28 protein-coding genes and 1 tRNA gene are annotated in these 26,272 nt (G+C 44.3%); 26 read left to right on the forward strand and 3 right to left on the reverse strand.

Features of this window, described 5'->3' with window-relative positions:
• Positions 1-55 precede the first annotated feature (55 nt).
• The 15 genes from AC3WVG_RS04545 to AC3WVG_RS04615 all read left to right on the forward strand — a co-directional run bounded on the left by AC3WVG_RS04545 (position 56) and on the right by AC3WVG_RS04615 (position 9,283).
• Positions 56-280: a DUF6148 family protein gene (locus tag AC3WVG_RS04545; RefSeq protein WP_488796994.1), complete on the forward strand. Its 225-nt coding sequence runs from the start codon at positions 56-58 to the stop codon at positions 278-280.
• A complete protein-coding gene (locus AC3WVG_RS04550) occupies positions 277-1,827 on the forward strand; it encodes a phage portal protein (RefSeq protein ID WP_488796995.1) in 1,551 nt (516 codons plus the stop codon). Before AC3WVG_RS04545 ends, AC3WVG_RS04550 begins: the two co-directional genes overlap by 4 nt.
• Entirely contained in the window at positions 1,817-3,019 is a 1,203-nt protein-coding gene (sppA, locus tag AC3WVG_RS04555) for a signal peptide peptidase SppA (protein WP_488796996.1), read from the forward strand. The genes AC3WVG_RS04550 and sppA overlap by 11 nt, the downstream gene beginning before the upstream one ends.
• 6 nt (positions 3,020-3,025) lie before the next feature.
• Positions 3,026-3,658 carry a head decoration protein gene (locus AC3WVG_RS04560; protein ID WP_488796997.1) on the forward strand — a complete coding sequence of 211 codons (633 nt, stop codon included), beginning with the start codon at positions 3,026-3,028 and terminating at the stop codon, positions 3,656-3,658.
• Between the two features lie 12 nt (positions 3,659-3,670).
• Complete coding sequence (locus tag AC3WVG_RS04565) at positions 3,671-4,675, forward strand: major capsid protein (RefSeq protein ID WP_488796998.1); 1,005 nt, start codon at positions 3,671-3,673, stop codon at positions 4,673-4,675.
• A gap of 48 nt (positions 4,676-4,723) precedes the next feature.
• Positions 4,724-4,945: a hypothetical protein gene (locus tag AC3WVG_RS04570; protein ID WP_488796999.1), complete on the forward strand. Its 222-nt coding sequence runs from the start codon at positions 4,724-4,726 to the stop codon at positions 4,943-4,945.
• 90 nt (positions 4,946-5,035) lie between these two features.
• Positions 5,036-5,458 (forward strand): hypothetical protein, encoded by a 423-nt coding sequence (locus AC3WVG_RS04575; protein ID WP_488797000.1) that lies wholly within the window; start codon positions 5,036-5,038, stop codon positions 5,456-5,458.
• Complete coding sequence (locus tag AC3WVG_RS04580; protein WP_488797001.1) at positions 5,458-5,970, forward strand: hypothetical protein; 513 nt, start codon at positions 5,458-5,460, stop codon at positions 5,968-5,970. Before AC3WVG_RS04575 ends, AC3WVG_RS04580 begins: the two co-directional genes overlap by 1 nt.
• A gap of 9 nt (positions 5,971-5,979) precedes the next feature.
• Complete coding sequence (locus AC3WVG_RS04585) at positions 5,980-6,324, forward strand: hypothetical protein (RefSeq protein WP_488797002.1); 345 nt, start codon at positions 5,980-5,982, stop codon at positions 6,322-6,324.
• Positions 6,325-6,531, forward strand: a complete 207-nt coding sequence (locus AC3WVG_RS04590; RefSeq protein ID WP_488797003.1) for a hypothetical protein — start codon at positions 6,325-6,327, stop codon at positions 6,529-6,531.
• Positions 6,531-7,250 carry a hypothetical protein gene (locus tag AC3WVG_RS04595; protein WP_488797004.1) on the forward strand — a complete coding sequence of 240 codons (720 nt, stop codon included), beginning with the start codon at positions 6,531-6,533 and terminating at the stop codon, positions 7,248-7,250. The genes AC3WVG_RS04590 and AC3WVG_RS04595 overlap by 1 nt, the downstream gene beginning before the upstream one ends.
• Positions 7,247-7,714 carry a hypothetical protein gene (locus AC3WVG_RS04600; protein WP_488797005.1) on the forward strand — a complete coding sequence of 156 codons (468 nt, stop codon included), beginning with the start codon at positions 7,247-7,249 and terminating at the stop codon, positions 7,712-7,714. The genes AC3WVG_RS04595 and AC3WVG_RS04600 overlap by 4 nt, the downstream gene beginning before the upstream one ends.
• A 15-nt stretch (positions 7,715-7,729) precedes the next feature.
• A complete protein-coding gene (locus AC3WVG_RS04605; RefSeq protein ID WP_488797006.1) occupies positions 7,730-8,677 on the forward strand; it encodes a phage tail tube protein in 948 nt (315 codons plus the stop codon).
• A gap of 13 nt (positions 8,678-8,690) precedes the next feature.
• Positions 8,691-8,990, forward strand: a complete 300-nt coding sequence (locus AC3WVG_RS04610; protein WP_488797007.1) for a hypothetical protein — start codon at positions 8,691-8,693, stop codon at positions 8,988-8,990.
• A gap of 125 nt (positions 8,991-9,115) precedes the next feature.
• On the forward strand, positions 9,116-9,283 hold the full coding sequence (locus AC3WVG_RS04615; RefSeq protein WP_488797021.1) for a DUF1799 domain-containing protein: 168 nt from the start codon (positions 9,116-9,118) through the stop codon (positions 9,281-9,283).
• Positions 9,284-9,297: 14 nt separating this feature from the next.
• On the opposite strand, the gene AC3WVG_RS04620 is transcribed toward AC3WVG_RS04615, so the two are convergent.
• Positions 9,298-9,543: a hypothetical protein gene (locus AC3WVG_RS04620; protein WP_488797008.1), complete on the reverse strand. Its 246-nt coding sequence runs from the start codon at positions 9,541-9,543 to the stop codon at positions 9,298-9,300.
• Between the two features lie 41 nt (positions 9,544-9,584).
• Here AC3WVG_RS04620 and AC3WVG_RS04625 point away from each other — a divergent pair, with 41 nt between their 5' ends.
• From AC3WVG_RS04625 to AC3WVG_RS04640, 4 genes are read left to right on the forward strand one after another with little or no spacing between them, the layout of a single operon-like run.
• Positions 9,585-12,968: a tape measure protein gene (locus AC3WVG_RS04625; RefSeq protein ID WP_488797009.1), complete on the forward strand. Its 3,384-nt coding sequence runs from the start codon at positions 9,585-9,587 to the stop codon at positions 12,966-12,968.
• Positions 12,965-14,032: a hypothetical protein gene (locus AC3WVG_RS04630; RefSeq protein WP_488797010.1), complete on the forward strand. Its 1,068-nt coding sequence runs from the start codon at positions 12,965-12,967 to the stop codon at positions 14,030-14,032. Before AC3WVG_RS04625 ends, AC3WVG_RS04630 begins: the two co-directional genes overlap by 4 nt.
• Before the next feature lie 11 nt (positions 14,033-14,043).
• Positions 14,044-15,342, forward strand: a complete 1,299-nt coding sequence (locus tag AC3WVG_RS04635; RefSeq protein ID WP_488797011.1) for a hypothetical protein — start codon at positions 14,044-14,046, stop codon at positions 15,340-15,342.
• 10 nt (positions 15,343-15,352) lie between these two features.
• Complete coding sequence (locus AC3WVG_RS04640; protein WP_488797012.1) at positions 15,353-15,766, forward strand: phage tail assembly chaperone; 414 nt, start codon at positions 15,353-15,355, stop codon at positions 15,764-15,766.
• A gap of 306 nt (positions 15,767-16,072) precedes the next feature.
• Here the strand turns inward: AC3WVG_RS04640 and AC3WVG_RS04645 are convergent, their stop codons facing one another.
• Together AC3WVG_RS04645 and AC3WVG_RS04650 are read right to left on the reverse strand one after the other, a co-directional pair.
• Positions 16,073-16,936, reverse strand: a complete 864-nt coding sequence (locus AC3WVG_RS04645; RefSeq protein WP_488797013.1) for a toll/interleukin-1 receptor domain-containing protein — start codon at positions 16,934-16,936, stop codon at positions 16,073-16,075.
• Positions 16,937-17,225: 289 nt separating this feature from the next.
• Entirely contained in the window at positions 17,226-17,693 is a 468-nt protein-coding gene (locus AC3WVG_RS04650) for a hypothetical protein (protein ID WP_488797014.1), read from the reverse strand.
• A gap of 682 nt (positions 17,694-18,375) precedes the next feature.
• Between AC3WVG_RS04650 and AC3WVG_RS04655 the strand changes: the two genes are divergently transcribed.
• The 7 genes from AC3WVG_RS04655 to AC3WVG_RS04685 all read left to right on the forward strand — a co-directional run bounded on the left by AC3WVG_RS04655 (position 18,376) and on the right by AC3WVG_RS04685 (position 26,189).
• A tRNA-Thr gene (locus AC3WVG_RS04655) sits at positions 18,376-18,451 on the forward strand.
• Positions 18,452-18,710: 259 nt separating this feature from the next.
• Positions 18,711-19,640: a DUF1848 domain-containing protein gene (locus tag AC3WVG_RS04660; RefSeq protein ID WP_488797022.1), complete on the forward strand. Its 930-nt coding sequence runs from the start codon at positions 18,711-18,713 to the stop codon at positions 19,638-19,640.
• A gap of 538 nt (positions 19,641-20,178) precedes the next feature.
• Positions 20,179-20,805 carry a hypothetical protein gene (locus AC3WVG_RS04665; RefSeq protein WP_488797015.1) on the forward strand — a complete coding sequence of 209 codons (627 nt, stop codon included), beginning with the start codon at positions 20,179-20,181 and terminating at the stop codon, positions 20,803-20,805.
• A 128-nt stretch (positions 20,806-20,933) separates the two neighbouring features.
• Positions 20,934-21,899, forward strand: coding sequence for a DnaJ C-terminal domain-containing protein (locus tag AC3WVG_RS04670; RefSeq protein WP_488797016.1), 966 nt, complete (start codon positions 20,934-20,936; stop codon positions 21,897-21,899).
• A 95-nt stretch (positions 21,900-21,994) separates the two neighbouring features.
• Positions 21,995-22,309: a chaperone modulator CbpM gene (locus tag AC3WVG_RS04675; protein ID WP_488797017.1), complete on the forward strand. Its 315-nt coding sequence runs from the start codon at positions 21,995-21,997 to the stop codon at positions 22,307-22,309.
• A gap of 75 nt (positions 22,310-22,384) precedes the next feature.
• Positions 22,385-24,991: an ATP-dependent chaperone ClpB gene (clpB, locus tag AC3WVG_RS04680; protein ID WP_488797018.1), complete on the forward strand. Its 2,607-nt coding sequence runs from the start codon at positions 22,385-22,387 to the stop codon at positions 24,989-24,991.
• Positions 24,992-25,136: 145 nt separating this feature from the next.
• Positions 25,137-26,189 (forward strand): DUF1786 domain-containing protein, encoded by a 1,053-nt coding sequence (locus tag AC3WVG_RS04685; RefSeq protein ID WP_488797019.1) that lies wholly within the window; start codon positions 25,137-25,139, stop codon positions 26,187-26,189.
• Positions 26,190-26,272: the final 83 nt, after the last annotated feature.

Consider the following 26,272-nt stretch of genomic DNA (forward strand, 5'->3'; position numbering starts at 1 on the left):
CTCTTTTTTCTCAATTTTACTTCTCGCCCCTTCCATGTCCTTTTAATGTGGGCGCATGGCAATATTTACACTTTCAGAAGTCGAAGAACAAATCTCTCTATATAAACAGGCTATCAAAGCCCTTGCAACTGCCCAGGAATATCGCAACGGCGATATGTCCGTGCGTAGGGCGGATTTGCCTGAACTCCGCACCCACCTTGAGTGGCTGGAGCGCGAGCGCCAGAAACTAATCAACAACCGCACAGGCCCTGTAGCCCTGGCAGGGAGGCCAGCCAGATGAACGGCCTGCCTAAGCTCTCCTTGCTTGATCGCGCCATTGCCGTGTTCTCCCCACGGGCGGCCCTGAATCGCTATCGCGCAAAAGCAGCGCTCAAGGCTATTGCGTCCTATTCTGTGTCCCGCATTGCTGGCAGCAAAAAGGGTACAATGGGTAACTGGCACACATCTCGCCTGAACAAGTGGGACGAAGGCCCAGAGCGCGAGACAATAGCCACCCGCGCTCAGGACATGGTTGCAAATGACAGCCATGCAGCCAGCGTTATTGACAGCATGTCTGTCAACATTGTTGGCACTGGCCTTATTCCCCAATCCCAACCAAATGCAAAGCTTCTGGGCTGGAACGAAGATCAAACCAGAGAATTTCAGTCCCAGGCAGAATGGGCTTGGAATTTATGGGCAACAAAAGAGGCCGACGCCAGGGGCAAGCTGCCTTTCTGGGCAATACAGTTCCAGTCCATCTATTCCATGCTAGTCAATGGCGAGTTTTTCCGGCTGCCAGTAATGATTGATCAGCCAGGTCGTACCTTTGGGCTGGCCCTGCAAAGTATATCTCCCTTACGCGTGTGTACCCCTCAGATATTACAGACTAATCCCAACATAAGAGACGGCGTTGTGCTGGGCAAATACGGCCAACCAACCGCATATTATGTATTTAGCCCTCCTGCCGGAGTTTTAGACGGGACTATAATAGATAGCTACACCAGTCAGCCATCAACATATTTCAAGCGGATCCCTGCCCGCATAGGACACAGGCCCGGGATGTTTCATGTCTTTGTCGCCAAGGAAGACGAGCAGGTGCGCGGAGTGTCCATTCTGGCTCCTGCTATGAAGTTTTTTCGCGACCTCTCTGACTACCTGGACTACGAGCTTGTGGGCGCGATAGTAGCGGCCAGTTTTCCTGTCTTTATCGAGACAAGCAACCCAATTGAAGCAGCGCAATATTACCAGTCAGACGAACAGGCAGATGAAAAGACCTATTACGGAGAAATACCACCCGGGCTGGTAATGTATGGCAATCCTGGCGAAAAGCCGCATGTCCTCGAGGCCAACCGACCAGGCAATACGTTTGATTCCTTTGTTGAACGCATCCTTCGTGCCGTGGGCGCTTCTGTTGGAATGCCCTACGAGATAATCGCAAAAGATTTTTCCAAAACAAACTATTCCTCTGCTCGTGCTGCCCTGCTGGAAGCATGGCGCGTATTCAAATTCTATCAGAAATGGCTTGTTGACCAGTTCTGCCAGTTGGTCTGGGAGATGGTCCTCGAGGAGGCGTATTTGAGAGGGCTTTTGCAACTGCCAAAAGGTTCTCCTGATTGGTACGATGCAATGCCGGCTTATACTCGAGCAATATGGATACCGCCTAAACGCGGACACGTTGATCCGGTCAAAGAAATGGCCGCCAACATCAAAGGGCTGGAAAACAACATACTGACCCTTGCGGACATTGCTGCAGAGAATGGTGGCGATTGGGAAACTGCCCTTGAGCAGAGGGCCAGAGAGAAACGAAAAGCCCAGGAACTAGGGCTGGGAGCGGATAATGAGCAGTAAAATTTTAAGATTATTTGAACAGCCATGGGCCATAACAGAACAGGCCCTGGATGCGCTGGTGGATATAGCTCTGAAGCTCAAATTGCCTGAGAGGATTACCGCTTCTGGCAGTCAACAGACCGCAGAGGACAGACTCTATGCGGTCAAAAACGGCGTAGCAATCATTCCGGTAGAGGGCACACTTTACAAGCGCTCATACTTCTTTTCGTGTGGCACAACTTACGCTTGGTTGCGCCACACCATTGCCGACGCAATGAGCAATCCGGATGTCAGCGCCATCCTGCTGGACATTGATTCTCCTGGCGGAGGCGTGGGCGGCGTGTCTGATTTGGCAGAATATATTTACAGCTTGCGCGGCAAAATCCCTGTTTACGCGTTCACGGACAGCCAGATGACATCAGCGGCCTATTGGCTTGGCTCAGCAGCGCAAATGGTGGCTGCAAGCCCTGTGGCGCAGGTCGGCTCTATCGGCGTGATTACCATGCACACTGACTACTCAAAGGCAGATGAGCAGGCTGGCATCAAGCGCACATACATTACTGCCGGGGAATATAAGGCTATCGGCAATGACGCCGAGCCTCTGAACAAGAAGAGCCGCGAGTACATCCAGTCCAGACTGGACGCAATCTACTCAATTTTTGTGGATACTGTTGCCAGGCACAGGGGCGTGAGCATTGAGAACGCCCTTGAGATGGCCGACGGCAAAGTTTTTTTGGCAGAGGAAGCCAAAAATATTGGCATGATAGATTTGGTCACCAGTAAAGAAAGATTTTTAGAGCAAATAGCGGAGGAAGTCATGGATTTAAAAGAATTGCAGGCAAAGCATCCCGACCTGGTGCAGCAGATCAGGTCGGAAGCGGTGAAGGAAGTCGAAGCAAAGAAACAGGAAGAAATCAAGGCAGAACAGGATCGCATTCTTGGTCTTGCAGAAGCTTTGCTGGGCAAAGAAGTAGCCGAAAAGCTTGGTGCTGTTGTTAAGACCGGTCTTGATCCAGAGCAGGCCAAGGCTGTTGTGTCTGTGCTGGCTGCTCAGCAATCGGAAAAGCAGCCAGATGCAGAAGACAAAAAAGAAGAAATCCTGGCAGCCTTAAAAAATGCTCATGGCGAAGGCGTTAAGGGCAATGTGCCGGAGCCAGAAGGCAAAGAAAACATTTTATTGCAGGTCATTAGAAATAGAAACAACAGGGGGTAATAAAAGATGGCTATAACAAGTCAACCAACAAGACTTTCCGATATTATTGCATGGGAAATTGAAAACAAAAGATTTTCCAGGGAAAGCGTTATTGTTGCCCTAGGCGCAGCATTGGTTGCGGGCATGGTTGTGGGCAAAAGGTTGTTTGCCCTGGGTAGCGTAACCGCAGGCTCAAATACAGGAGACGGCACTATTGGTGATGTGGCCCTGGGAGCAGAGGTCAAAAAAGGAGACTATGTTTTAACTGCTGTAGATGCAAGCACATTTACCGTGAAAGCCCCCGACGGAACAGCCTTGCCAGACGCAAAAGTTGGAGAAGCCTATTCCAACGAGCAAATAGCCTTCACGATTACTGCCGGAGCAACTGCTTTTGCAGCAGGTGACACTTTCACCATTTCCGTAACAGACGGAGACGGCAAAGTTGTGCCAGTTAACTTCGCAGCAACTAACGGTTCTCAAAAGGCTTATGGCGTTTCTGCTGGTGATTATGACGCCACAACTGCTGAAGTGGAAGGAGTTGTAGTATCCAGACAAGCAATAGCTGTTAGTCAAAACCTTGTCTGGCCGGAAGGCACTACGGACGAACAAAAAGCAACAGCTATTGAACAACTTCAAGAAAAAGGAATTTTAGTCAGATAGGAGGAATAAGCCATGCCTATATCCAATCCGTTTGATCATCCCATGTTTAACATGGCTAATTTAACTGCGGCTATCAATGAGATTGATGCGCAGTTTGGTACTGTTAGTTCCCTTGGACTTTTCCAGACAAAAAGACTGACTACCAGGACTGCTATCATTGAAAAAAAGGCTTTTTCTCCCACACTGCTGGCAGTAAAGCCAGTCGGTTCTCCGGGAGATGAAAATACAGGCCCCGATAGAAAGTCAATTTCTTTTAACGTCCCCCATATCCCTCTGGACGACGTAATTCTGCCTGAAGACTACGCTAATGTCAGAGCTTTTGGACAGGAAAACATACTCCAGACCCTTTCTGAAATCATGGGAGACAAACTTTTTTCTCTCAGGCAGAGCCATGAACTCACTTTTGATTTCATGATGATGGGAGCTATTAAGGGGCAGATTAAAGACGGCAAAGGTAACGTAATTTACAATCTTTTTGACGAGTTTGGCCTGTCTCAGATTACAGTAAGTTTTGCTTTAGCTACGGATACCACCGATGTTGCAGCCAAGTGTCGGGAGGTAAAAAGGACTATCCGCAGAAAAGCAAAAGGTCAGAGGATAACAGGGTTCAAGGCTTTATGCGCTCCTGATTTTTACGATAAGCTTATCAATCACCCATCTGTAAGAGAAACCTTTCTTAATCACGAGGCTGCTGCTTCTTTACGGGAAGACAGCGTAAATGGTTTCACCTTTGGCAATATCACTTTTATTGAATGTAGTGATATTGGAGTGGATCTGAATGGCAACGAAGTGAAATACGTAGAGGATGGAACTGCATACGCCTTCCCTGTAGGAACTCTGCTTTTTGATATTTATTTTGCTCCTGCCGACTTTATTGAGACAGTCAACACAAGGGGCAAGAGAATATATGTAAAGCAGGAGCCTCGCAAATACAACAGAGGAATAGACATCCACTCTCAATCAAATCCATTGCCAATTTGTCTCAATCCTGAAGTGTGCGTTAAATTAACAGTATAACCAACGGCCAGGCCATAGGTCTGGCCGTAAGCCATTAAGGACTGAGCTGTGTCTAGAGATGAAATCAAGCGAGCAGTAAAAGAGGCGATCCGAGAAGAGCTGAGCGAGTTTGGGCTAGATGCAAGGACGCATCGCCAACACCACGATTTTATTGAGACACTGTGTGACAATCTGACCACCGCACGGAAAACCTTTGTCCGGGTTGTTGTTCGGTCCATCACTCTATTTATCATTGGTGCGATAACATTTTTCCTATGGCCCAAGAAATAGATTTTGCCGGATACACAAATTTTAAGGAGTACAAATTTCCCAACCTCCCAAGTGGGACGCTTTCATACTGTAAATAAGGAGTCCTTTGAGATGGTTGATTGGGATAAGATACGACATTTCGATCCGGAAGAATGGGGCAAGGACCCCCACAGAGTGGCCCCTGCTTTGGTGTATACCCTGGATGAAATCCGCCATCAGGCAGGTGTGAAAATAATAATTCATGTAGCCTGGGACGATGGCGGGCACAGTCAAAAATCCTATCATTATACAGGGTTAGCGGTAGATTGGCATTTTGATGACCCTGATTTTCCAATCCTAGAGCAATTCGCATTGATCAGCAGTTTTCCGGATATTGGGGGTATTGGATTTTATCCAGGGTGGAAACCATATCCTGGCTGGCACACTGATTTACGGGTGGTCGTACCCAGGCTTTTGTGGACTAGGCGGGGAGGGAAATATTTCTACGGCTCGCGTGAGATTGTGCGAGCTATGACGATGTTTGGAGATGTATAATGTTTAGTTGGCTGTCCAGTTTATTTTCCAGCGTGGCATCCGTGGTTACAGAGCCGATCAAAGAGTGGCAAAAGCGCAAGACAATAAAAGTCCAGACAAAGGCCAAAATAGACGAAATTCTAGCAACTGCCGAGGTTAAAAAGGCAGAGGCTATTTTACGTATGGCCGAGCGTGGGCAGCAAATTCAGGCCGACTGGGACATGCGCGCTCAGGAGCAAATGAAATTCAGTTGGAAAGATGAATATTTGCTTATTTTGCTGACTTTGCCGGTTATCGGTTCTTTTATCCCTGGTGTGCAGGATTATATCTGTAAAGGCTGGGATTACGTAGGCAAAGCTCCAGATTGGTACAAAATCGCATTACTTGGCGTGATAGCTGCCACCTTTGGCTTGCGCTGGTTGATTGCACCCTTGGTGCAAAAGGTATGGGGAGGCAAAAAAATACAAGGCGGATACCAACCAGAACCGTTTGCAAAGATGACCCCACCGCCCATGCCTCCAGGAGAAGAGTAGGAGACAACAATGAGCTTGCACGACCAGATAGCGCAAGATCTCAAAAATACAGCCCTTGCCGATTTTGGAGAAGATGTCACTTACACCACAACCGATGGCACTGCAATTTTGACCAAAGCTATAATCGAAGACGGTATCAACTTGGGCAAAGGCTTTCCAGAGATGGACAAGGCTTTCCGGACAGGATTGGGCAGATATGCAGTTGTTCGAGTATCGTCTTTGGACGTGCCAAACCCACAATACCGGGACCAGGTCACACAGACAGACGGCACGGTTTGGACAGTGCAGCAAAAACAGTATCGTGCCGGGCAGTGGAAACTCTATTGTAGCACAGACGAGAGAGGGGCGTTTTAGATGGACTTAAAAATACGTATTGAGGTCGGCAATAATTGCAATGACGTGAAGATTGTTAATGTGGAAACAGGCGAACAAATAACAAATGTAACACGAGCAGAAATTTTATTAACGCCCAAGGAAAAGATATGTCGGCTATATTTTGTGGATTTTGAACTGCAAGGTGAACTTAATGCAATTTTAGCTGAAGTTGAAAAGGAATCCTAATGGCTGAAATCCAACAAATAGGCAGAGTTGAAATTAAAGGACGTAAATACCCATTTTTCTCCGATGGAACCATCGGAACAATGATCCGCATTAACGATGAGGCCCAGCCTTATCTTGCCTATCTTGCCCGCACATTTCCCAAGGAATTTAACCGCGCCCTGCGTCATGTGGGTTGGTGGCTGCACAAAGAATTAAAGGAAGCCTGTCTCCAGGGAGGGCCTCCAGGACACCGCTGGCCTGCGCTTTCTTTGATGCAAAGAGGTCGATGGTTTGAAAACTATAAAACCGAAACAATGCGAGAGATTGTCTCCGACGCAACGGGTGATGAGCGAAAAGCGCTGGCAAAATCATTAAGGAGAATGCGCTCTTTAACCCCGTGGCCATTTGGTGAACTGGTTAGGGCAATCGGCTATAAACACGAGCCGGAAAAGCAGCGTGTCCGTATTGGCTGGCTATCCAAGGCGGCAGCTAGACGAGGAGCAGAGCTTCAAAAAGGGTTTGAAACCGCAGTGACTCCCAAAATGAGAAGGTTCTGGTGGGCTGCTGATGCACCGCTGGCTAAAGAAACCAGAATATTGCGTACACCCGCCAGACCTCTATTTGAGCCAATGTTTAGGGCCAAGGAACGTGAAATTCACGAACGCATTGAAAATCGCATTCGTATGTACCTTAAAACAGCAAAGCGTAAACTACGTTTTAATTGGGCGGCCTTAAAATGATTACTTACAAAGATATTTTGCAAAGAATGCGAGATGTCCTGGCAAATGACACAGCTCTCGCTGACTGGTGTCAGACAAACTACGGCCAGGCACCTAAAATTTTTGTTGGCATAGACAACCGCAACCAGCCCGGAAAAAAGGATTGTCCGTTAATTATACTGAGACCTGGAACCGCTGAAGTTGGGCGGGAAGTAAAAAACCATGAATACAAGATCATGGTTGATTGGGCTGTTCTGGACGAATCGGTCAGCACTAACGGAAGTGTCGTGGAATACCAAGGAGTTTTCCAGATTGACGATATGGGCCAGCTTGTCTGGCAGGCACTGCAAGGCTTTTCAAGCAACGTCTCTCTGTCTCGCAATGATTACATCCTGGAACCAATAGACTATTTCCCCATGATCGTAGGGGGCATGGACTTATCAATAAGTGTCCCCAATCTGATTGGGGGAGGAATAACGCTATAATTTACGGAGGATATTATGGCACAAGCAAGAGGTTATAAAGGCAGACTGATCCTGGACTTTGAGACTGAGTTCAAAACTCCGCCTGCCACACCTGCGGGGTTGGTTATGCCGTTCAATTCAGTTTCTGTCCGGTCGGATAGGGCAAAAAACAGGGCATCAACTATTACTGGCCGGCGCGATCCGGTAAATCCATTTGACGGGAATCTGTCTGTCTCTGGTGATGTGGTTGTCCCCGTAGATGGGATAGTTTTTGGGTATTGGCTCAAGGCCATGTTTGGCAATCCTGCCACTACTGATAACCTGGACGGTACTTTTACCCACGTTTGGAAGACAGGCGACAACCAGCCTAGCCTAGTCTTAGAGAAGGAATTCCCCGATATAGGCGTATATGCCAAGCATCTGGGTTGTAAGGTTAGCTCATTTTCTATGCAGGTTGGCGGAGATGGGGAACTAACAGCGTCCTTGGGTATAGAGGGCGCAACAGAGGAACTGGGCGGCACACCCTATGATGCCTCTCCAACCAGCCTATCATTATCCAGATTCAACAATTTTCAGGCAAGCATCAAAGAAGGTGGCGCAACCATCGCCACTGTTGTTGAGGCCAGCCTGAGTATCAATTTTGGTCTGGACACAAGTGTCTATACTGTTGGCTCGCAAGGGACCAGAGGAGATATCCCAGAAGGGATGATGGAAATTTCCGGCAGTATTCGGGCGCTGTTTGACAGCATGACACTGCTAGACAAGGCCATCAATTCGACCGAGAGCTCGCTGGAGATCACTTTTGATAACGGCTCAGAGATATTAACTATTCTGGTCCCAGAACTGGAGTATCAACGGTCTACCCCTGGAATAGACGGGCCAGCAGGCATTTATGTTGATTTGCCCTGGCAGGGATATTTTGACGACAACGCAGACGGGACATCTATTAAGGCAACTCTGACTAATACTAAATCAAGCTACTAATTAAGGAGTGAAAATGAGCAAAATTAAACTTCCAGAACAGAATAAAATCATAGAGTTACGCAGCTACAAAGCTAAAGATCAAGCAGAAGTTGAGAAAAAGCAGCAGAAGTTGGCCCAGGGAGAAATTGGTCTGCATGAGTTCCGCAAATATGTGGTTGGCCTCTGTTATCCTGAGTTTGTTGATTCGGTTGATGACTGGCCCGCTGCTGATCTCTCCTATTTGGTTAATCTGGTCCTGCGTTACTCTGTGGGAGGACCTGACGCGGTAAAAAACTCCTTAGTGTCTGGCAGTATTACGGAGGAGACGGTCTAAAATACTGCCAGGCATGCCAGAAAGCCGCCAAACAAAGAGGAGAGAAATTAAATTGCTTAGAATGCGAAGGAAAATGTCCGGAACTCTGGCCGGAGAATTATCCTGCCTGGGAACTCTGGCTTGCAATACAGACTCAGTGGAGGGTTGCCCCGAATGGGAAATTGATTGGGCTGGATTACAATGCCTTGTACCGGGTTGCCGCATCCTTGGGGATAGAAATGTCCAGGGCCAACCTGGAGAAAATACAGGCTTTGGAATGGTGGACAATTAATAAAGCAGACAAGAAACAGTAATGAGTGGCAAATAGCTAATAACTATTCAGAATGAAAATTAAAATTCGCCATAAAAAAAACGATATAAATGTCGCAGGAAGTATAGCAAATGCAGATTTAACCATAAGTGATACAATGTCCCAAAAAGGAATTTTAAGACCGACTATGACAACTTTTTTAGCATCTATTTGTGATTCTTTTAATTCAATAGATTGTAGTCCTCGCGAGGCTTTCTCTTGTGCCTTTTTTTGCTCAGGTGGCGGATCTATTTTGAACTGCATTAACTCCTCCTTTGTAAGAACTATATACCGGAGTCACTAAAATGTCCACGGCTTATACGCAAATCATAGTCAGTGCCAAAGACGAGGCCAGTAAGGTATTTCAGGCAGCCAGTAGGCGAATCGGAATTGAGTTGGAAGGAATTAAGCACAGATTGTTTTCCTTACAATCCGGCATTGCAGGCCTTGGCATGGGCATGTTTGCCCAGCAGATTTTTGAAGCTGGCAAAAGCTTGAATGCGACAAAAAGAGCTTTTGTCGAGATTACAGGTTCAACCCAGGCAGCAGGCCGGGAATTTCAGTTTTTGCGCAAGACTGCTGATGAGTTGGGCCAAAATTTTTACGCCCTGCTCGACCCATATAAACAACTCATAGCCGCCTCCAAAAATACGGCACTGGAAGGTGAAAATGCCAGACAGATATTTTTAGGCATTGCAAAAGCAGGCGCGACCTTGGGGTTGTCTTCGGAACAACTTCAAGGGGCGCTCAATGCCGTGTCTCAGATGATTTCTAAAGGCAAGGTTCAGGCCGAAGAACTCCGTGGACAGTTGGGCGAAAGGCTTCCAGGTGCATTTCAACTGGCTGCCCAGGCCATGGGAGTGTCCACGGCTGAGCTGGATAAAATGCTGGAAAAGGGCGAGGTTGCAGCAAGCGACTTACTCCCTAAGCTAGCTCAAGTGCTGCAGCAGAAATATTCAGGCAGTGTGGACGATGCAACAAGAGCCACAAACAAGTTTAACGAGGCCTGGCTGGACTTCAAAAATTCCCTGGCTGGCGGCGAATATATGGACGCTGCTATAGATGCGCTGGGCGAATTGACCGACATCTTAAAAGACAAAGAAACCCAGCAGGCCATTGGAGATCTGGCAACAGGGCTGGTTAAGACAGGGAAGGGGATAATTAAAATCGGCCAAGGTCTTGATGACGTTTTTGCTGTTTACAATAAATTGCCCGATGAAATTGTTGGCGCCGCTGGGACTGGGATTATAGGCAGATATCTTTTTGGTTCTTGGAAGGTTGGTACCGCATTAACCATACTGCAAACACTAAATACAGTCTTGCAAGAACTAAATACAGGTCTTGATATAGGGAGTACGTTAGAAAGTAGTGCAAGAATTTCTGAGTCTTTTTTAAATATATGGGATGGAATTATAGGCAGGAGACATTGGGATACAGGAGAATGGTTGGAAGAAGGGCACAGTACATATAGAGCAAAAATTAGGCGTGATCTAGGTAACGCGGAGGCTTTAAAGGATTTATGGTTGGCCTATTATAAAGGGCTGGACGCTGCAAATAAACGTGCAAAAAAACTAAATGCAGCCAAACCCGCTCAAACGATACAAAGTCAGCTAACAAAGCAGCAACTAAAAGATCTGGCCAAGTTAAAAGATGGCTGGATGTCTTATTATGCAGGAAAAGTAAAAGCCGATGAGAGAGCTACCAAGATCATTAACGACCGTATTGAGGAACAGCTAAGACTAAAAGAAGAATTTACAGATAAATACAAACAGCTCACTCTTGGCCAGTATGGGTTCGAGCGGGAGCAGATCAGGCTGCAGGCTAAGGCATATATAGATGCCGGTGCGGATAAAATCAAAGTCGCCAAGTGGGCCGAAGCTGAAATAGAAAAGATCAATAAAAAAGAAGTCGAAGCCACACAGAAGGCACTTCGCGAGCAAACTCTAGCCAGCCAGAATTTCTTTGCCGGCATGAAGTTGGGCTGGCAGGAGTTACAGAAGGAGCAATACACTTGGGCACAAGCAGGCTATGACATAGTCCAGGATTTTAGTCGCAAATCCAGCAGCACTGTATCAGATATCCTATTCGACGGGATTACCGGCGATATGAAGGACCTCGAGGACTATTGGGAATCGTTTTGGAAGTCGATGTTGAGAACCATGACCGATGCTGTGGCAAAAATGACAACACAATGGGCCACAAGCAAACTTATGGAGTTCGGCGTTGGCTTTGTTGATGCGATTTTCCACGAAGGAACCCCGTTTGTCCGTGACGATGAAATAATTGCCAAATTACAAACTGGTGAAATGGTTATCCCCCGTGAACAGGCAGCTAAGATAAGGGAAGCTATAGGCAGCGGGGGAACTTCTGTTGCCGACTTTTTTGACTCAGTTGTAGGTGCTGTTGAAGTCGGTACTGCTAAAACCTTTGGTTACACAGGTTATGAGAGTTTTGCCAGAGCTCAGATAGCCGGTAACATTATGGGACACATGATGTCTTCTGCCCTGGCTGGTGGCGCGGTGGCTTATAACAACTACAGCAGAACACAAGCCATCGGACAGCAACTCCAAAGCGCCGGATACAATATTTCAACCAGCCAAATCAATAGCATTGCCCAAAAGATGGCCTGGGGAGGTTTTCTTTCCCGGTCTTTCAATGGACTGCTGGGGGGTATTATCGGCGACATAGGCATGTACGCGTTTGGTGTGCAGGAATACTCCACGCCTGCGCATATTGTTACGGGTGCATTGGCATCATTGCTAGGGTTAGGCCTGCCTGGGGCAGCGGTCGGGGCGTTATCTCCTTTAACCGCCTATACAATGGACAAGATTGCGGATCTGCTAGGCCTGCGCAAAAACGAAAAGATGTTGGATATGCTTGAGGACAGGTTTGGAGACCGACTAGGCCGGCAGATTGGGGCTATGATAAACGACGACGCATCCCAAGCGTTTGCCATGCCAGGCAATTACGCTTTGCCCAGCGGATATAAACTGTCTCCCTATGGCGTGCCTACCTATACTTTTGCCAGGTTAGAGGATTTAAATTTAACGCCGCAGGAATTTTTTGAGCGCGTGCAAGAGGTGATGGAGGCAGCCAGGGCCGACTCTTATGCCGATAGGATAGCAATGGCCGCGCATACTTTTGGCAAGGAATTGACAGATAAAATATGGAGCGGGGCCTATGGCAAAGAAGCCATCGAAGCGCTGACCAAGGATGTGGTAAGTAATCCTGGGTTTTATGGCTATGACAGCAGAGAAAAAGCGTATGAAGCTATGGGCTACCCTAGTGACATGGCCCGCAGTCTATCTCGCGGTGGTTGGAGCTTTGGTGGAGACAGGGCGGATACTGGTGGCGGTTGGGATACTACAGGCGTAGGTGGTGGCCCGGATGATGATGCCTCTGGTTATGCCTGGAAAACGGGCGGATATATAAATCGACTGCTTGTGCCTCAAGGCGAGGACGGAGTAGCAGCCCTGCAATTTGGCGAATATGTAGTTTCGCGCAAGGGATTGGAATTTCTTGACGCAATCAATTCAGGCCAGATGCCCGGCAGCTTTGCCAATATTGCTGCTGAAATAAAAGCTTTGCGTCAGGAGATCAGGGCTACGCAAGTAGAGCTAATCAAGACCAACAAAAAGCTCTACAGGTTACACCAGAAATGGGACGTTGAAGGAGTAAAAACTCAATGAAAATAATAGTCCCGATTACCACAGATTTAAGACTATCCAATATCCCTGAAGAAAATGACTATCCACTATGGGATGAGACGTGGTTTTATCCTCCAGGTGAAATAGTATATTATATCCACGATGGAATAAAAGAGATTTTTCAGTCTCTTGAGAAAGATAACAATTTGTCAGAATGGGACAGTGCAACCGAGTACAGAAAAGATGATATAGTTTACTATCGCCATGACGGCCGTATAGATGCTTATAGATCATTGCAGGACGCTAATACAGGCAATATTCCATCCACTGCAACTGATTGGTGGGAGCTTATAACTACCGGTTACAATATCGGTAAGACCCCCTATGACAATCCCTCTAACTGGCAAAATCTGGGTGGTACAAACCGCTATAAGATGTTTGATACCTTTACCAATACCGTAACTGAGGCTGCCGACTATATAGAAGTAGAAATAAGCGCACGCAAATGCGATACATGCGCTCTGTTCAATCTGGACGCTACTACAATTGAATGGATACTCTATGATGAGGGTATTGACCCAAGAGAGCAGGTTGCGTCTGGTACCATAGACTTGCAAATTACAGGTTCAAGTTCATGGTATGAATATTTTTACAAGGATATAGAATACAAAAGAGACATTCTGTTCAATTTTCCTATCTATTATAATGGAGTTTTATATCTCAAAATAATCAAAGGAAACTCTACAGCAAAATGCGGTCTTTGCAGAGTCGGTCGAGGCGATTATATCGGACAGTCTCAATTGCCTGTAAAAACCGGAGTTTTAGATTTCTCTCGACGAGACGAAGACGACCGAGGGTACAGCTACCTCAAACCTGGCTACTGGACCAAGGATAATGATGTGGACGTAATGATCCCAACCAAGCAGATTGATATAATCTACCGCAAATTAGCGAATTTGCGAGGCACACCCCTGGTCTGGGACTGCAACAATGACGGTGTGTCTTACGAAAATTTATTGATATACGGAATATTCAGGTCGTTTGACGTTGTGCTGCCTGGACCTGTTTACAGCCAGGTCAGCATAAACATTGAAGGATTAGTGTAGAGGAGCGAAAAATGGCAATAAATCAACAAATTACAGACCTGCCCACTCCGCCATCCAGGAGTGATCCAGAAAATTTTGACGCAAGAGCAGACGCATTTCTGGCTTCTCTGGATAATTTTGCGGACGAAGTAAACCAGTGGGCACAGGAAGCAAACTCCACAGCGGATGAAGTCAACTTGAACACTGAGTTGACAACAACTTACAAAAATCAAACTCTCGAAGCGAGAGATAACGCTATTGCTAGTGCTGGATGCGGTCTGTGGAAGTCCGATATAACTTATAATACACATGATAGGGCAATTGGCTCAGATGGTTATACCTATTTATCTTTGATTGACGGTAATATTGGTAATGATCCAACAACTGACGACGGCAGTAGATGGCAGAAAATTAAAGTTATCGTCAAAGAAGGCGACCCAGAAGTGCCGTTTAAAGTAGCCCCTGCCACTTCAGCAGACGAAGCTCTTGCTAGAGGTCAAATAGAGTCTCAAGGTTTTATAAATCTTATTCAAAACGGTAACTTCGCTTCTTGGAGCGGCGGAACAGCCTCTACTCCTGACGGTTGGAAAAAAGCAGGTGACAGTTCACTTGCACAAGATTCAACTAATGTAAAAGTAGGCCCCTATAGTCTTTCCATTACTTACGGTACTGTATTAGAACAAATATATCAAGATATTCCTAATTGGCAAGACTATAGAGAAAGTACATTAACTTTCGGATGTTGGGTTTTAACTTCTACGCCAAATATAGCAAGACTTAAAATACATGATGCCACAACGAACATTCAATTTTCTCCTTATCACACAGGAGACGGCACTTGGCAGTTTTTAACAGTGCCGATTACTTTGTCTTCAGGCGCTACTTTAATACGTCCACATTTATTAGTCGAAGGAACAGGGACAGTTATTTATAGTGGAGCAGTTTTAGTTAAAGGAACTCTTGCTCTCCCTTACCAAGAAAACCCTCTCGACCGTGCTTTACCACGCTCTGCTGACTATGATTCAGGATGGTTTACTGTATCAAGAACAGCAAACAACACTGTTACTTTGGCTCACGGTTTAAGAACTATACCTAAACTTGTTATCGTACAAATTAAAGACACTACATACGGCTATATTTACACACATATAGGAGCTAACGGAACTGGCGATGTAAATACTGAATATCAACAACCTTTAACTGTTAGATATGACAGTACATATATTTTGTTAGACATTTACATAGGTCAATATTTAGTACAATACTGGACAGCAAGTGCAGATTGGATACAGCATGACAATCACGAGTGGCGTGTTTTAGCTTGGAGATAATGGAGGTAATATGTTTGTATATACAAAAGATAGTGTTGGTAATATTTTAACTGTAGCTGAAAAAGATATTTTAGCTGAAAACACTTATTACGCAAAATTTGAATACGAGGGTCAACGTCCTGACGGCCCTCTTGAACACTATACATTTGATGGTACAGATTTTGTTTTAAAACCTGCTGACGAAATAACAGCTATAGAAACAGAAAAAGAAGCTCAAAAAGTAAAACAGAAACGAGATAAACTAATCAATGAAGTTCTCTGGATGCTCGATAGACACCGTAACCAAAAAGAGTTCGGACTTCCAACCACTCTCACAGACACACAAGCCGCTGAAATAGCCCAGTACATACAAGATTTAAGAGATGTTCCTCAGCAGACAGGGTTTCCTTTTGATGTTGTTTGGCCGACTAAGCCTCAAATTTAATAGCTCAAAAAGGTGGCGGGTGTTATATTCGTCCGCTGCCTACCCATGTCTCCTCCACGTCCTCCCAGCGGAAATTTGTCAAAATAAAATAACATGAAAACCTTCCGCAAAACTCAATTTTTAGCCCCGGACATCTGGGGGGTATATGGCCTTTTCAGTTACCGATATGGACGTGCCCAGTCAGGGGGCTTCGGGACTGGGTGAGCATTATAGCAACTCCTGGATCAGGAAGGATGGTAAATGGCGGGTTGGTAGGGTGGTGTGGGAGGGGAAGAGAACATCCCTTACCCAATTAGATGAAACAACTTATAACTCCGCATCCAATTCAACTGATATCGCCAAAGGAACTGGATGACTGACGGTATTATCACTATTAGCTTCTAATATCCTTATTCGTGAAAACAGCTCGTTTCCCTGTACCAATTCCCATTTGTATTTATCAGGCAATCCGTTAACAGTAATACGCGGAGGGACCCTCATCCTATTTGCGTGGATCAGTTCGAATACACCAGGTTCTACAGGAATCACACCACCATGAATTGCTGGTATATTCTCGAATAAGAAAAGATGTAAAAGTTTCTCTAAAGTATCTCTTAATTCTTGTTCATAAGCAACTGATACTACCGATTGCATTAACTTTTTTATATGACATAGATACCAGAGAACATAATTCCTAGTATGTTCAGCAATTGTTGCACTCTGATTTACGAAATGTGATGAGGGATCAGAAGTTAAAACTGATGACGCAGTTATTGCAACAATCCCTCTTTTTCCAGTTAATGCCTCCAATATTTTAATAATTGAGCCGCCTTGGTCAGAAGAATTCCATTTTTCATAAAGAAATCTATTCCAAAATTTATCCGGAAGTGGTTCATCGTCAAGTTTGACTACTCGTATCTTGAAATTATTATCTTTCTCATATTTTTTTCTTGCGACAGCCATTTCAAGGGGAACCCAAGGCTTATCCATTGCAGCTTTAGAATGAAGTAACAAGAATGAGGCACTGTTTTCTATCCCTTTAATCAAAGAATCTCTTAGCTCATCGCCTAAAGTTAATAGAGCTTCGTCATACCAAACAGAAACACCATTTGAGATTGCGTTATAGTAAATTTGTCTAGCCAATTCTTTTGTAACTGAGCTATGACTTATAAATACTGAATGTGTAGCCATTTTATTTTGTTATCTAACGAGGTTGCAGAAAACCCCTTCTTGCTCCATACTTTTTTGGGTGAAAAGAGAAAGTTCCCACCCAGATTGTTTGCAAATTTGGCTAAGGCAACCTGAACCTTGAACTTGCAACGAAGATTAAACCCTCACAAGTTAAGAACCCGGCATACAAAAAGCTGTGGGTGAGTTCACTATCCGGTCTACGGCCAGATAACCTTCATAAACTACCTAATGCCCTGCATGCTACGCTATGTGGGAAGGGCGGACAAAATACCTCCCTTTACCTTATTAATTATACGATGCTTTCTTCCGGTATGGCTGACAATAAGCTGAAAAAGCTAGCTCTCGATTCTTTGTTTAGCTTCGCGATATTTTTGATTTTTAAAAGTTCCTCTACTGCGTTCGCTGGTGTTAACGCAGAAGTAAATGGAGCTCTTTCTTTGGCGAAGAATACTTTCCCAGATTCCTGTGCTATATCCAATAACTTCTTTATATCTGGATATCGCGGTCTTAGTGCTGCCGTTAAAAACAAACCGTCAAATACTATATAAATGGTAGCTATATGAGGAATCTCATACTCCGCCAAGGCCGAAAGAAGAGGTAACCTTGGATCAGGCCCATCACTATGGCTCATTTCTTGAGTTTCTTTTGTTGGAGATGCAAATAAAATCACCCGCTTTGTGCAATTACTATCAATAATACTAAGAATTGCTTGGAGATTCGTATTTGTATCTCTTACTTCATATCTAATGGCTTCCATCTTTCATCCTTAACGCATAATGTTTTGCATAAGCTACGCCTTGTGTACGCCCGTCATGGGCATGAACTTGGGTTTAAAGCCCCCAGTAGTTGACCTTATGTTGAGGAAATTCTTTACATTAAGCATTGGGTGAAGGCAAGGTCTGAAGGAAGCCGGAGTGCAAAACTGTGGGCCGACGAACAGAAACGCCATATAAGGCCATGCTTCTAAGTAAGGCAGCACTACATGTCGAAGCCCCAAGGTTAGGAAAGATGGTAAATGGCGCGCCCTAAGCAGTGAAAGTTCACGCTCTTATCTAGGGCAATTTTATTTAAGAAACGTGATATATTTTCTTATTACTGCGATCTGATATAACCTGTCCTAGCAGGGCCTTGGTTATGACCTTGGGTGGTGATATTTATAGATTATTTTTGGCGAATAATTTAAAGAGGCTAGCTTTTCTCAAATGAAAATTACAATCTCCTCCATTGCTCTAGTTTAATGCCTTTTATAAATTAGTGGCTTGTCAAGGTTTTTGTATCGAAAAAAAACTTCCGCAAACCTTCCGAGGTTTAAAAAAAAATGGACTGCATTTGGACTGCAAACTGCAATCCATTTTGACTTTTTTTGACAATTTTTGACTATTTCAAAAAAGCTCTTGACCTGGCATGAACCCTTGATATACAAGGCTTCTCAGTAGTTAGCCGGGATAGCTCAGTTGGTAGAGCAGCTGATTCGTAATCAGCAGGCCGTGGGTTCAAGTCCCATTCCCGGCTCCAGTGAAATCAAGGGCTTATGGTAAAATACCATAAGCCCTTTTTATTTTGGGGGCATTCGGATATAATAAAAAAATATCACTAACCTATAACTAACACCAGGGCTAAGCATAGTCTTATGATATAGCCAGACAAGACATATATTGACCGTTTTTATTGACCTTGACCGAAAAGATAGGCCGGTCTTTTTCGCTACTCCAGGCAAGGGCAAAGAATGCTTGAAACGATTCAGCAACTATCTGGTTTTTTAGGGAAAAGAGGAATGAAAGCTATTCTTTCTGTCAGCAGGAGGACAGATATTCCAGCCTTCTATACAGAATGGTTTCTTAACAGATTAAAGGCAGGATATGTGTATATAACACATCCATATACAAGAAAGTGGAGAAAAGTGTCATTAAAACCAGAAGATCTTGGCGTAATTGTTTTTTGGTCTAAGAATTATTCTCCTCTTTTGAAACAAATAGAACAAATAGAAAAAAGAATTTCTAATTTATTTTTTCATTTTACAATCACAGGCAATGCAGCTCTTGAACTCAATGTGCCATCTTATACAGAGACGGTTAAAGATTTTATTTTTATTTCTAAGAGATATTCATCTAGACATATTATTTGGCGTTTCGATCCTATATGTATTACTAATAAACTATCATTTTGTTATTATGAGGATAAATTTATAAAATGCGCAGAACAATTACAAGGATATACTCAGGCATGCTATATCAGTTTTATAAATTTATACAAAAAGGTTTTTACAAATTTTAAAAAATATACAGACCAAAAAATTGTTGAAGTTAATTTAGCTGAAAAAAGAGAATTTGTTTATAAATTGGCTAACATAGCAGAAAAATACAATATAAGGTTATATGTTTGTTGTAATGACTGTTTTTTGTGTGAAAAAGTTGATAAGGGAAGTTGTATTAATGGTCATTATCTAGCGAGGCTTTTTCAATTGCCATTGGAAGTAAAGTCTGCAGCAACCAGAAAAGAATGTGCTTGCACTAAAAGTGTTGATATTGGATCTTATGACACTTGTATTCATGGCTGCCTCTATTGTTATGCAAATACTAATAAAGAAAAGGCTGAGAGTTTTTATAAAAATTTTTCTCCAGACTGGAATTCATTAGAAGGAAATGTAAACTTGAAGGAGTTAAAGGAGAAATCCTATGTCGTCCATCGCGCTACCTTGTTATAAGATAAAAGAGTTCTTGGATTAAAATTATAATAAAATTTTAGAAGATTGGTTTACAAATGGTATTAATATATCAGATTTAGAGGAATGTAAGACAAAACGATATCGGATCGTAGATTATGATATTATACGTAACAATCACCCAGAAGAGCGAAATAAATTTATAGCAGGACATTAATTTTGGTACTTTTATCCTCATTGTTATAAGATTCTTCATGGCCTTAAAAAGTCACAAAATAATTTAAAACAAGATAATATTTTTCATAATCTCAAACCAAGAGGAAATAGATTTTTTTGTGATGATAATTGTTTTGTATTGTAGATATTGACTCGGGGTTATTAACTGGCTTGTTTGCTTACTGTGGTTTTTTGTTAGACTATTTTAATAGTAACTTGCCAGGTGACTTAAGGCGTAAAATAATATATATATAGCAAATGAATCTAATTCTAATTTTCCAGGGAATAAAGTATAAAAATATTGAAATAACCTTAATTTTTCATATCAACTAAATGCGATATTTTTCCTTTAGGAATATTATAAATGAATAAGAAAAAAGACAAAGCTAGCAAAAAAGATCTGACGGTATCACAGATTGACCGCCAGAATATTCTCAACAATCCGTATGCGTTGCAAGAGATCGAAAAGGCAACGAAAATACAGGGCATACCTTTTGAGGGGCGAACGGTAGTACTGAAAGAACAGGTGGCCATATTTTTTGATGTTACCCCACGCACAATAGACAATTACATTGAAAAATTTGGAGACGAATTGCGTCGAAATGGGTACGAGGTTTTGCGCGGTAACCGTCTGAAAAAATTAAAGTTAGCAATCCGTGCTCACTTTGGTGACGAAATGAATTTCGTTACCAAAACAACAGTTCTTAGTGTGTTTGATTTCCGTGCCTTTCTCAATATCGCTATGTTGCTAGTAGAAAGTGAACAGGCCAGGCTGCTGCGTCAGATGATTCTTGATATTGTCATTGACACCATCAATCAGCGAACCGGGGGAGCGACCAAGTACATAAATCAACGGGATGAAGATTTTCTGCAATCATGGTTTCAGGAGGAAAATTACCGTTACCGAAAACAATTTGCCGATTTACCTCAAAAAAGACTGCATGAGGCAACAGGCGAAAAGGATGGCAGAAAGTATAAACTGGTTAAATAATGGATAAATATTTAACTGTTAGGGTTAAATTAAGAAAACAAAAAACATGCCATTTTCTTGACTAGCTGTTTTTTGTACTTATTTTTTTAGAGCTTTTAAAGAAATTACTCAAAGGAGAGTCGCTGGAAATGGAATATAAGGACTATTACAAGATTTTAGGTGTAGATAAAAATGCTTCCAAAGAAGAGATCTCCAAGGCCTTTAAAAAGCTGGCCAAAAAATATCATCCGGATTTAAACCCTGATAATCCTGAAGCGGAAAGCAAATTCAAAGAAATCAATGAAGCCTACGAGGTTTTAAAGGATCCTGAAAAAAGAAAACTCTATGACTCTTTAGGTCCAAACTGGCAACATGGTCAGAATTTTCAGCCGCCACCTGGCTATGAGAATATTCGTTTTGAGTTTGGCGGAGAAGGAGCTGATTTTGATCTGGGAGGATTTAGCGAATTTTTCAAGGCCTTTTTTGGTGGCGCGGGAGCGGATTTTGGAAGTGGGTCCGGATTCAGGCAAACCTCATTTACAGGGGGCGGATTTACGGCAAGAGGTCAGGACACAGAGGCAACCATTGAACTGACACTGGAAGAGGCCTATCGTGGCGGTCAAAAGAGTATTTCCTTGCAGGAGCAGGTTGTGGGGCCGGATGGTATACCCAGACTGCAGAGAAAGACCTTGCAGGTAAATATTCCTGCTGGAGTAAAAGACGGGAGTAAAATAAGACTGGCTGGTCAGGGTAGCCCGGGACTAGGTGGAGGACCGGCCGGAGATTTATATCTAAAAGTTAAAATTTTGCCCCATACTCAGTTCAAGTTGGATGGAAATAATGTTATCTATGAGCTGCCCCTTGCCCCGTGGGAGGCTGTTCTGGGAACCAGACTCAGGGTTCCGACTCTGGAGGGGCAGGTAGAGCTGCGTATTCCCCCGGGAATAAGTAGCGGACAGAAACTACGCATCAAGGGGAAAGGATTGGGTCGTGGAGCACGAAAAGGTGATCAACTGGTGCGGGTAGTGATTAAATCACCAAAAAGTTTATCGCCCCGAGAAAAAGAGTTGTGGGAGAAGTTGGCAAGGGAGTCGAACTTTAATCCCCGCCAATAATTTTGAGCAAATAAGGGTTCATGTGTAAAAAATAGATTTTACATATGAATCTTGGTTTTTTGTTAGCCATCTAGAAGGGGAGGTTTTCAAAAAAAATGACAAAAATTAAGGTAAAAGAAGAGTCTTCACCGGTTTGCTCGAACCTGATCCATTGGAGTCAATTTGTGCATAAAACTGGAATCAGTCCGTATAGACTAGCTGAACTGGTAGATATGGGGTGGGTACATTATGTTTGCACGCAAAGCGATAATTATCTGTTTCCCTACAGTGAAATTTTTCGGGTGCAAAAACTGGTGCGTATTTGTAAAGATTTTGAATTGTCAACCTTAGCCGGAATGATCATAGTGGATTTGGTGGATAGGGTTGAGCAATTGGAGAAAAAAATCAAACAGTTACAAGCTCTTACTTAATAAATTTCCACTCGGTTCCACGTAGAGCTTGGAAGCGAGTGATTTACTAATCACGAAACAAAGGAGGAATGTTTTATGGATATAAGTAAATTTACCCAAAAATCGCAGGAAGCAATCTCTGATGCCCAGAATATAGCCTTAAGACACGGGCATCAGCAGATTGATGCAGAACATTTATTTAAGGCCCTGGTAGACCAGGAAAATGGTCTGGTTCCCAGGATTCTGGAACGGGCCGGTTACGATATATCAGCTATCAGCCAGGATATTGAGCGCCAGCTTGAGAAATTGCCCAAGGTAAGTGGGCCCGGAGTGCAGCCCGGCCAGATTTATGTTACCGGAAGGGTGAATAACATCCTGCTGAAGGCCCAGGATTTGGCCAAAAATATGCAGGATGAATATGTCAGTGTAGAGCATATCTTTCTAACTCTTCTGGACGAGTCTCCGTCCACTGGCGTGGGCAAAGTTTGCCAGGCCTTTAAGCTGGATAAGGATAAAATCCTGTCTGTCTTAACGGAAATACGGGGCAACCAGAGAGTGACCTCGGCTAATCCTGAAGATACCTATGATGCCCTGAAGAAGTATGGTCGGGACCTGGTGGAAGAAGCCAGGCAGGGTAAACTGGATCCGGTAATTGGCCGGGACAGTGAGATTAGGCGGTGTATTCGCATTTTGTCCAGACGGACAAAAAACAACCCGGTTTTAATAGGTGAGGCCGGTGTAGGTAAGACCGCCATTGTTGAAGGACTGGCCCAGAGAATTCTCAAACAGGATGTCCCTGAAGGGTTAAAAGACAAAACCATCTTTGCCCTGGATATGGGAGCTTTGATTGCCGGAGCCAAGTATCGGGGTGAATTTGAAGAGCGCCTTAAAGCCGTTTTAAAAGAGGTCCAGAAATCGGAAGGCAGAATCATTCTTTTTATCGACGAGATTCATACCATTGTTGGCGCAGGCAAGACCGAAGGGGCTATGGATGCGGGCAATCTGCTCAAGCCCATGCTGGCCAGGGGAGAACTGCATTGTATTGGCGCTACAACCATTGATGAATACCGCAAATATATTGAAAAGGATCCGGCCCTGGAAAGACGTTTTCAGCCGGTCCTGGTGGAAGAACCCAGTGTTGAGGACACTATTTCCATTTTGCGCGGCCTTAGAGAGCGCTTTGAAGTGCACCATGGTGTGCGCATAAGCGACAGTGCGTTGGTTACAGCAGCAATGCTTTCTCATCGTTATATTACGGACAGGCAATTGCCAGATAAGGCCATTGACCTAATTGATGAAGCCGCAGCCAAGATTCGCACGGAAATCGATTCCATGCCAACGGAGCTGGATGAGATCAACCGCAAGGTTATGCAGTTGGAAATTGAACAGGAGGCACTCAAGAGAGAAAAAGACCCGGCATCTAAGGAACGGCTGGAAAAGCTGGCCAAAGAACTGGCTGACCTGAAAGAAGAACAGGCAGCGCTCATGGCCCAGTGGGAGAAGGAGAAACAGGCCATCAATTCCTTGCGCAGCCTAAAAGAAGAGATAGAAAAGACAAGATTGGAAATTGAGGCTGCTGAACGGGCCTATGATCTCAACAAGGCTGCAGAACTACGTTATGGGAAACTGGCGCAGCTTGAGCAGGAACTGGCCGAGAAAGAGGCCAGGCTTGTTGAGGCCAGTTCAGGCAAAACACTGGTCAAGGAAGAGGTCGGCCCGGATGATGTTGCGGAAATAGTTTCCAAGTGGACTGGCATTCCGGTTTCCAAGCTCATGGAAGGAGAACGGGAGAAGCTGTTAAAACTATCCGAGGTGTTGCATGAAAGGGTTATTGGCCAAGACGAGGCTGTGGACGCTGTTGCCAATGCAGTCATAAGAGCCAGAGCCGGTCTCAAGGATCCTAACCGGCCTATTGGCTCCTTTTTGTTCCTTGGTCCAACCGGTGTGGGAAAAACAGAATTATGCAAGACCTTGGCCCGGACTCTTTTTGACACAGAAGAGAACATGATCCGCATCGATATGTCTGAATACATGGAAAAGCATACAGTAGCCAGGCTTATTGGTGCTCCTCCGGGATATGTGGGCTATGATGAGGGTGGACAGCTTACCGAGGCTGTGCGGCGCAAACCGTACTCGGTTATCCTCTTTGATGAGGTGGAAAAGGCCCACCCGGATGTGTTCAACATCCTGTTGCAGATTATGGATGATGGTCGCCTTACAGACAGTCATGGCCGCACTGTTGATTTTAAAAATACCATTATCATTATGACCTCAAACCTCGGTTCACAATATCTGTTGGAAGGGATCACAGAAACAGGCGAGTTAAAGCCTGGTGTGCGTGAACAGGTAATGAGTGTTGTGCGCGGTCATTTCAGGCCGGAGTTCTTGAACCGGATTGACGAGATAGTCCTGTTTAAACCTCTGGTTCTTGAGGAGATCAAAAAGATTATCGACCTGTTGCTTAATGATTTAAGAAAACGTCTTGAAGAGCGCAAGATCGAACTTGAATTAACACCACAGGCCAGGGAATTTATTGCAAGAGAGGCTTATGATCCCGTCTATGGAGCAAGACCTTTACGCAGGTACCTGCAGCATAACATAGAGACCAGACTGGCCAAGGAACTCATTGCTGGACGTTTGAATGACGGCCAGAAAGTTGTTGTGGATGTAGTTGATGGCCGCCTGGGATTTAACATAGGTTAAGGTATAGACAAAACAGGCATAAAAAGGGCAGGTTAATCCTGCCCTTTTTATATGAAGGGTAAAAGCTGGATTCGACAAATGTGGCTGGCGGAATAGTGATTTTTCAAAAGATTAACCGCAAAAAAGGAATTTGAAGGAAACAGCTATGCAAAAAGTTTTATGCCTGGATATAGGTAGTGGTACCCAAGACGTCTTGTATTATATTCCTGAGCGGGAGATTGAGAACTGCCCGAAATTTATTCTTCCCTCGCCTGCTGTTATTGTTGGTCAGAGGATTGCACAACTGACAAAACAGGGAAAAAATATCTATCTTTATGGTCAAAACATGGGTGGAGGATTCAAGTTTGCTTTGAAAGGCCATTTAAGAAAAGGCCTGGAAGTAGCAGCACATCCCCAGGCGGCCCTGGCCATCTCTGATGATATGCGAAAGGTGGAAGATATGGGTATTAATATAACTGAAAGCTGTCCGCCTGGATTTTGCCCTGTGTATTTGACTGATTTTGATCCGGGATTCTGGCAGTCATTTTTGTCTTTGAGCGGACTTGATTATCCTGATTTTGTCCTGGCCTGTGTTCAGGATCATGGTTTTCATCCAGGAACAAGCAACCGCCGCGGGCGGTTTGAACTTTGGGAAGACTTTTTGCGTAACTCGCAAGGACGCTTAGAAGAGCTTATATTTTCTGAACCACCACGGCAGCTTACTCGCTTAAAAAGTCTAAAAAATATGATTGGAGCTGGCATGGTCGCAGATACTGGGTCTGCTGCTCTACTGGGGGCCTTGTTCGTCCCGGAAGTAGAGGATATGACTTCCTCTCAAGGTATTTGTGTGGTTAATGTCGGTAACAGTCATACCATTGCTTTTTTAGTCTATAAGCAAAAAGTATGGGGGATCTATGAACATCATACCGGGTTACTTGATGGGCAAAAGCTTATGCGGCAACTAGAACGGTTCCGACAGGGCAGCCTGACCAATGACCAGGTTTTTGCAGACAATGGCCATGGTTGTCTGGTTCTTGACTTGCCGACTGAAGCCAAAGGGTTCGAGCCTATTTTTGTTCTCGGGCCTAAACGGAAAATGCTTAAGGGTTTTGATGTCCATTTTTTGAGCCCCGGCGGAGATATGATGCTGGCAGGCTGTTTCGGGCTGCTTAAGGGAATGAGGTATAGAGCCTGTGACCGAACCTCTTTATCAACTTAATTTCCATGGTTTATTCTAGTCTTGGTTCCTTTCATGCTGGTACAAAAACTTGGACCTAACTAAACTTGCTTGCGGACAGAGCA

Source organism: Desulfovulcanus sp. (genome assembly GCF_982781345.1).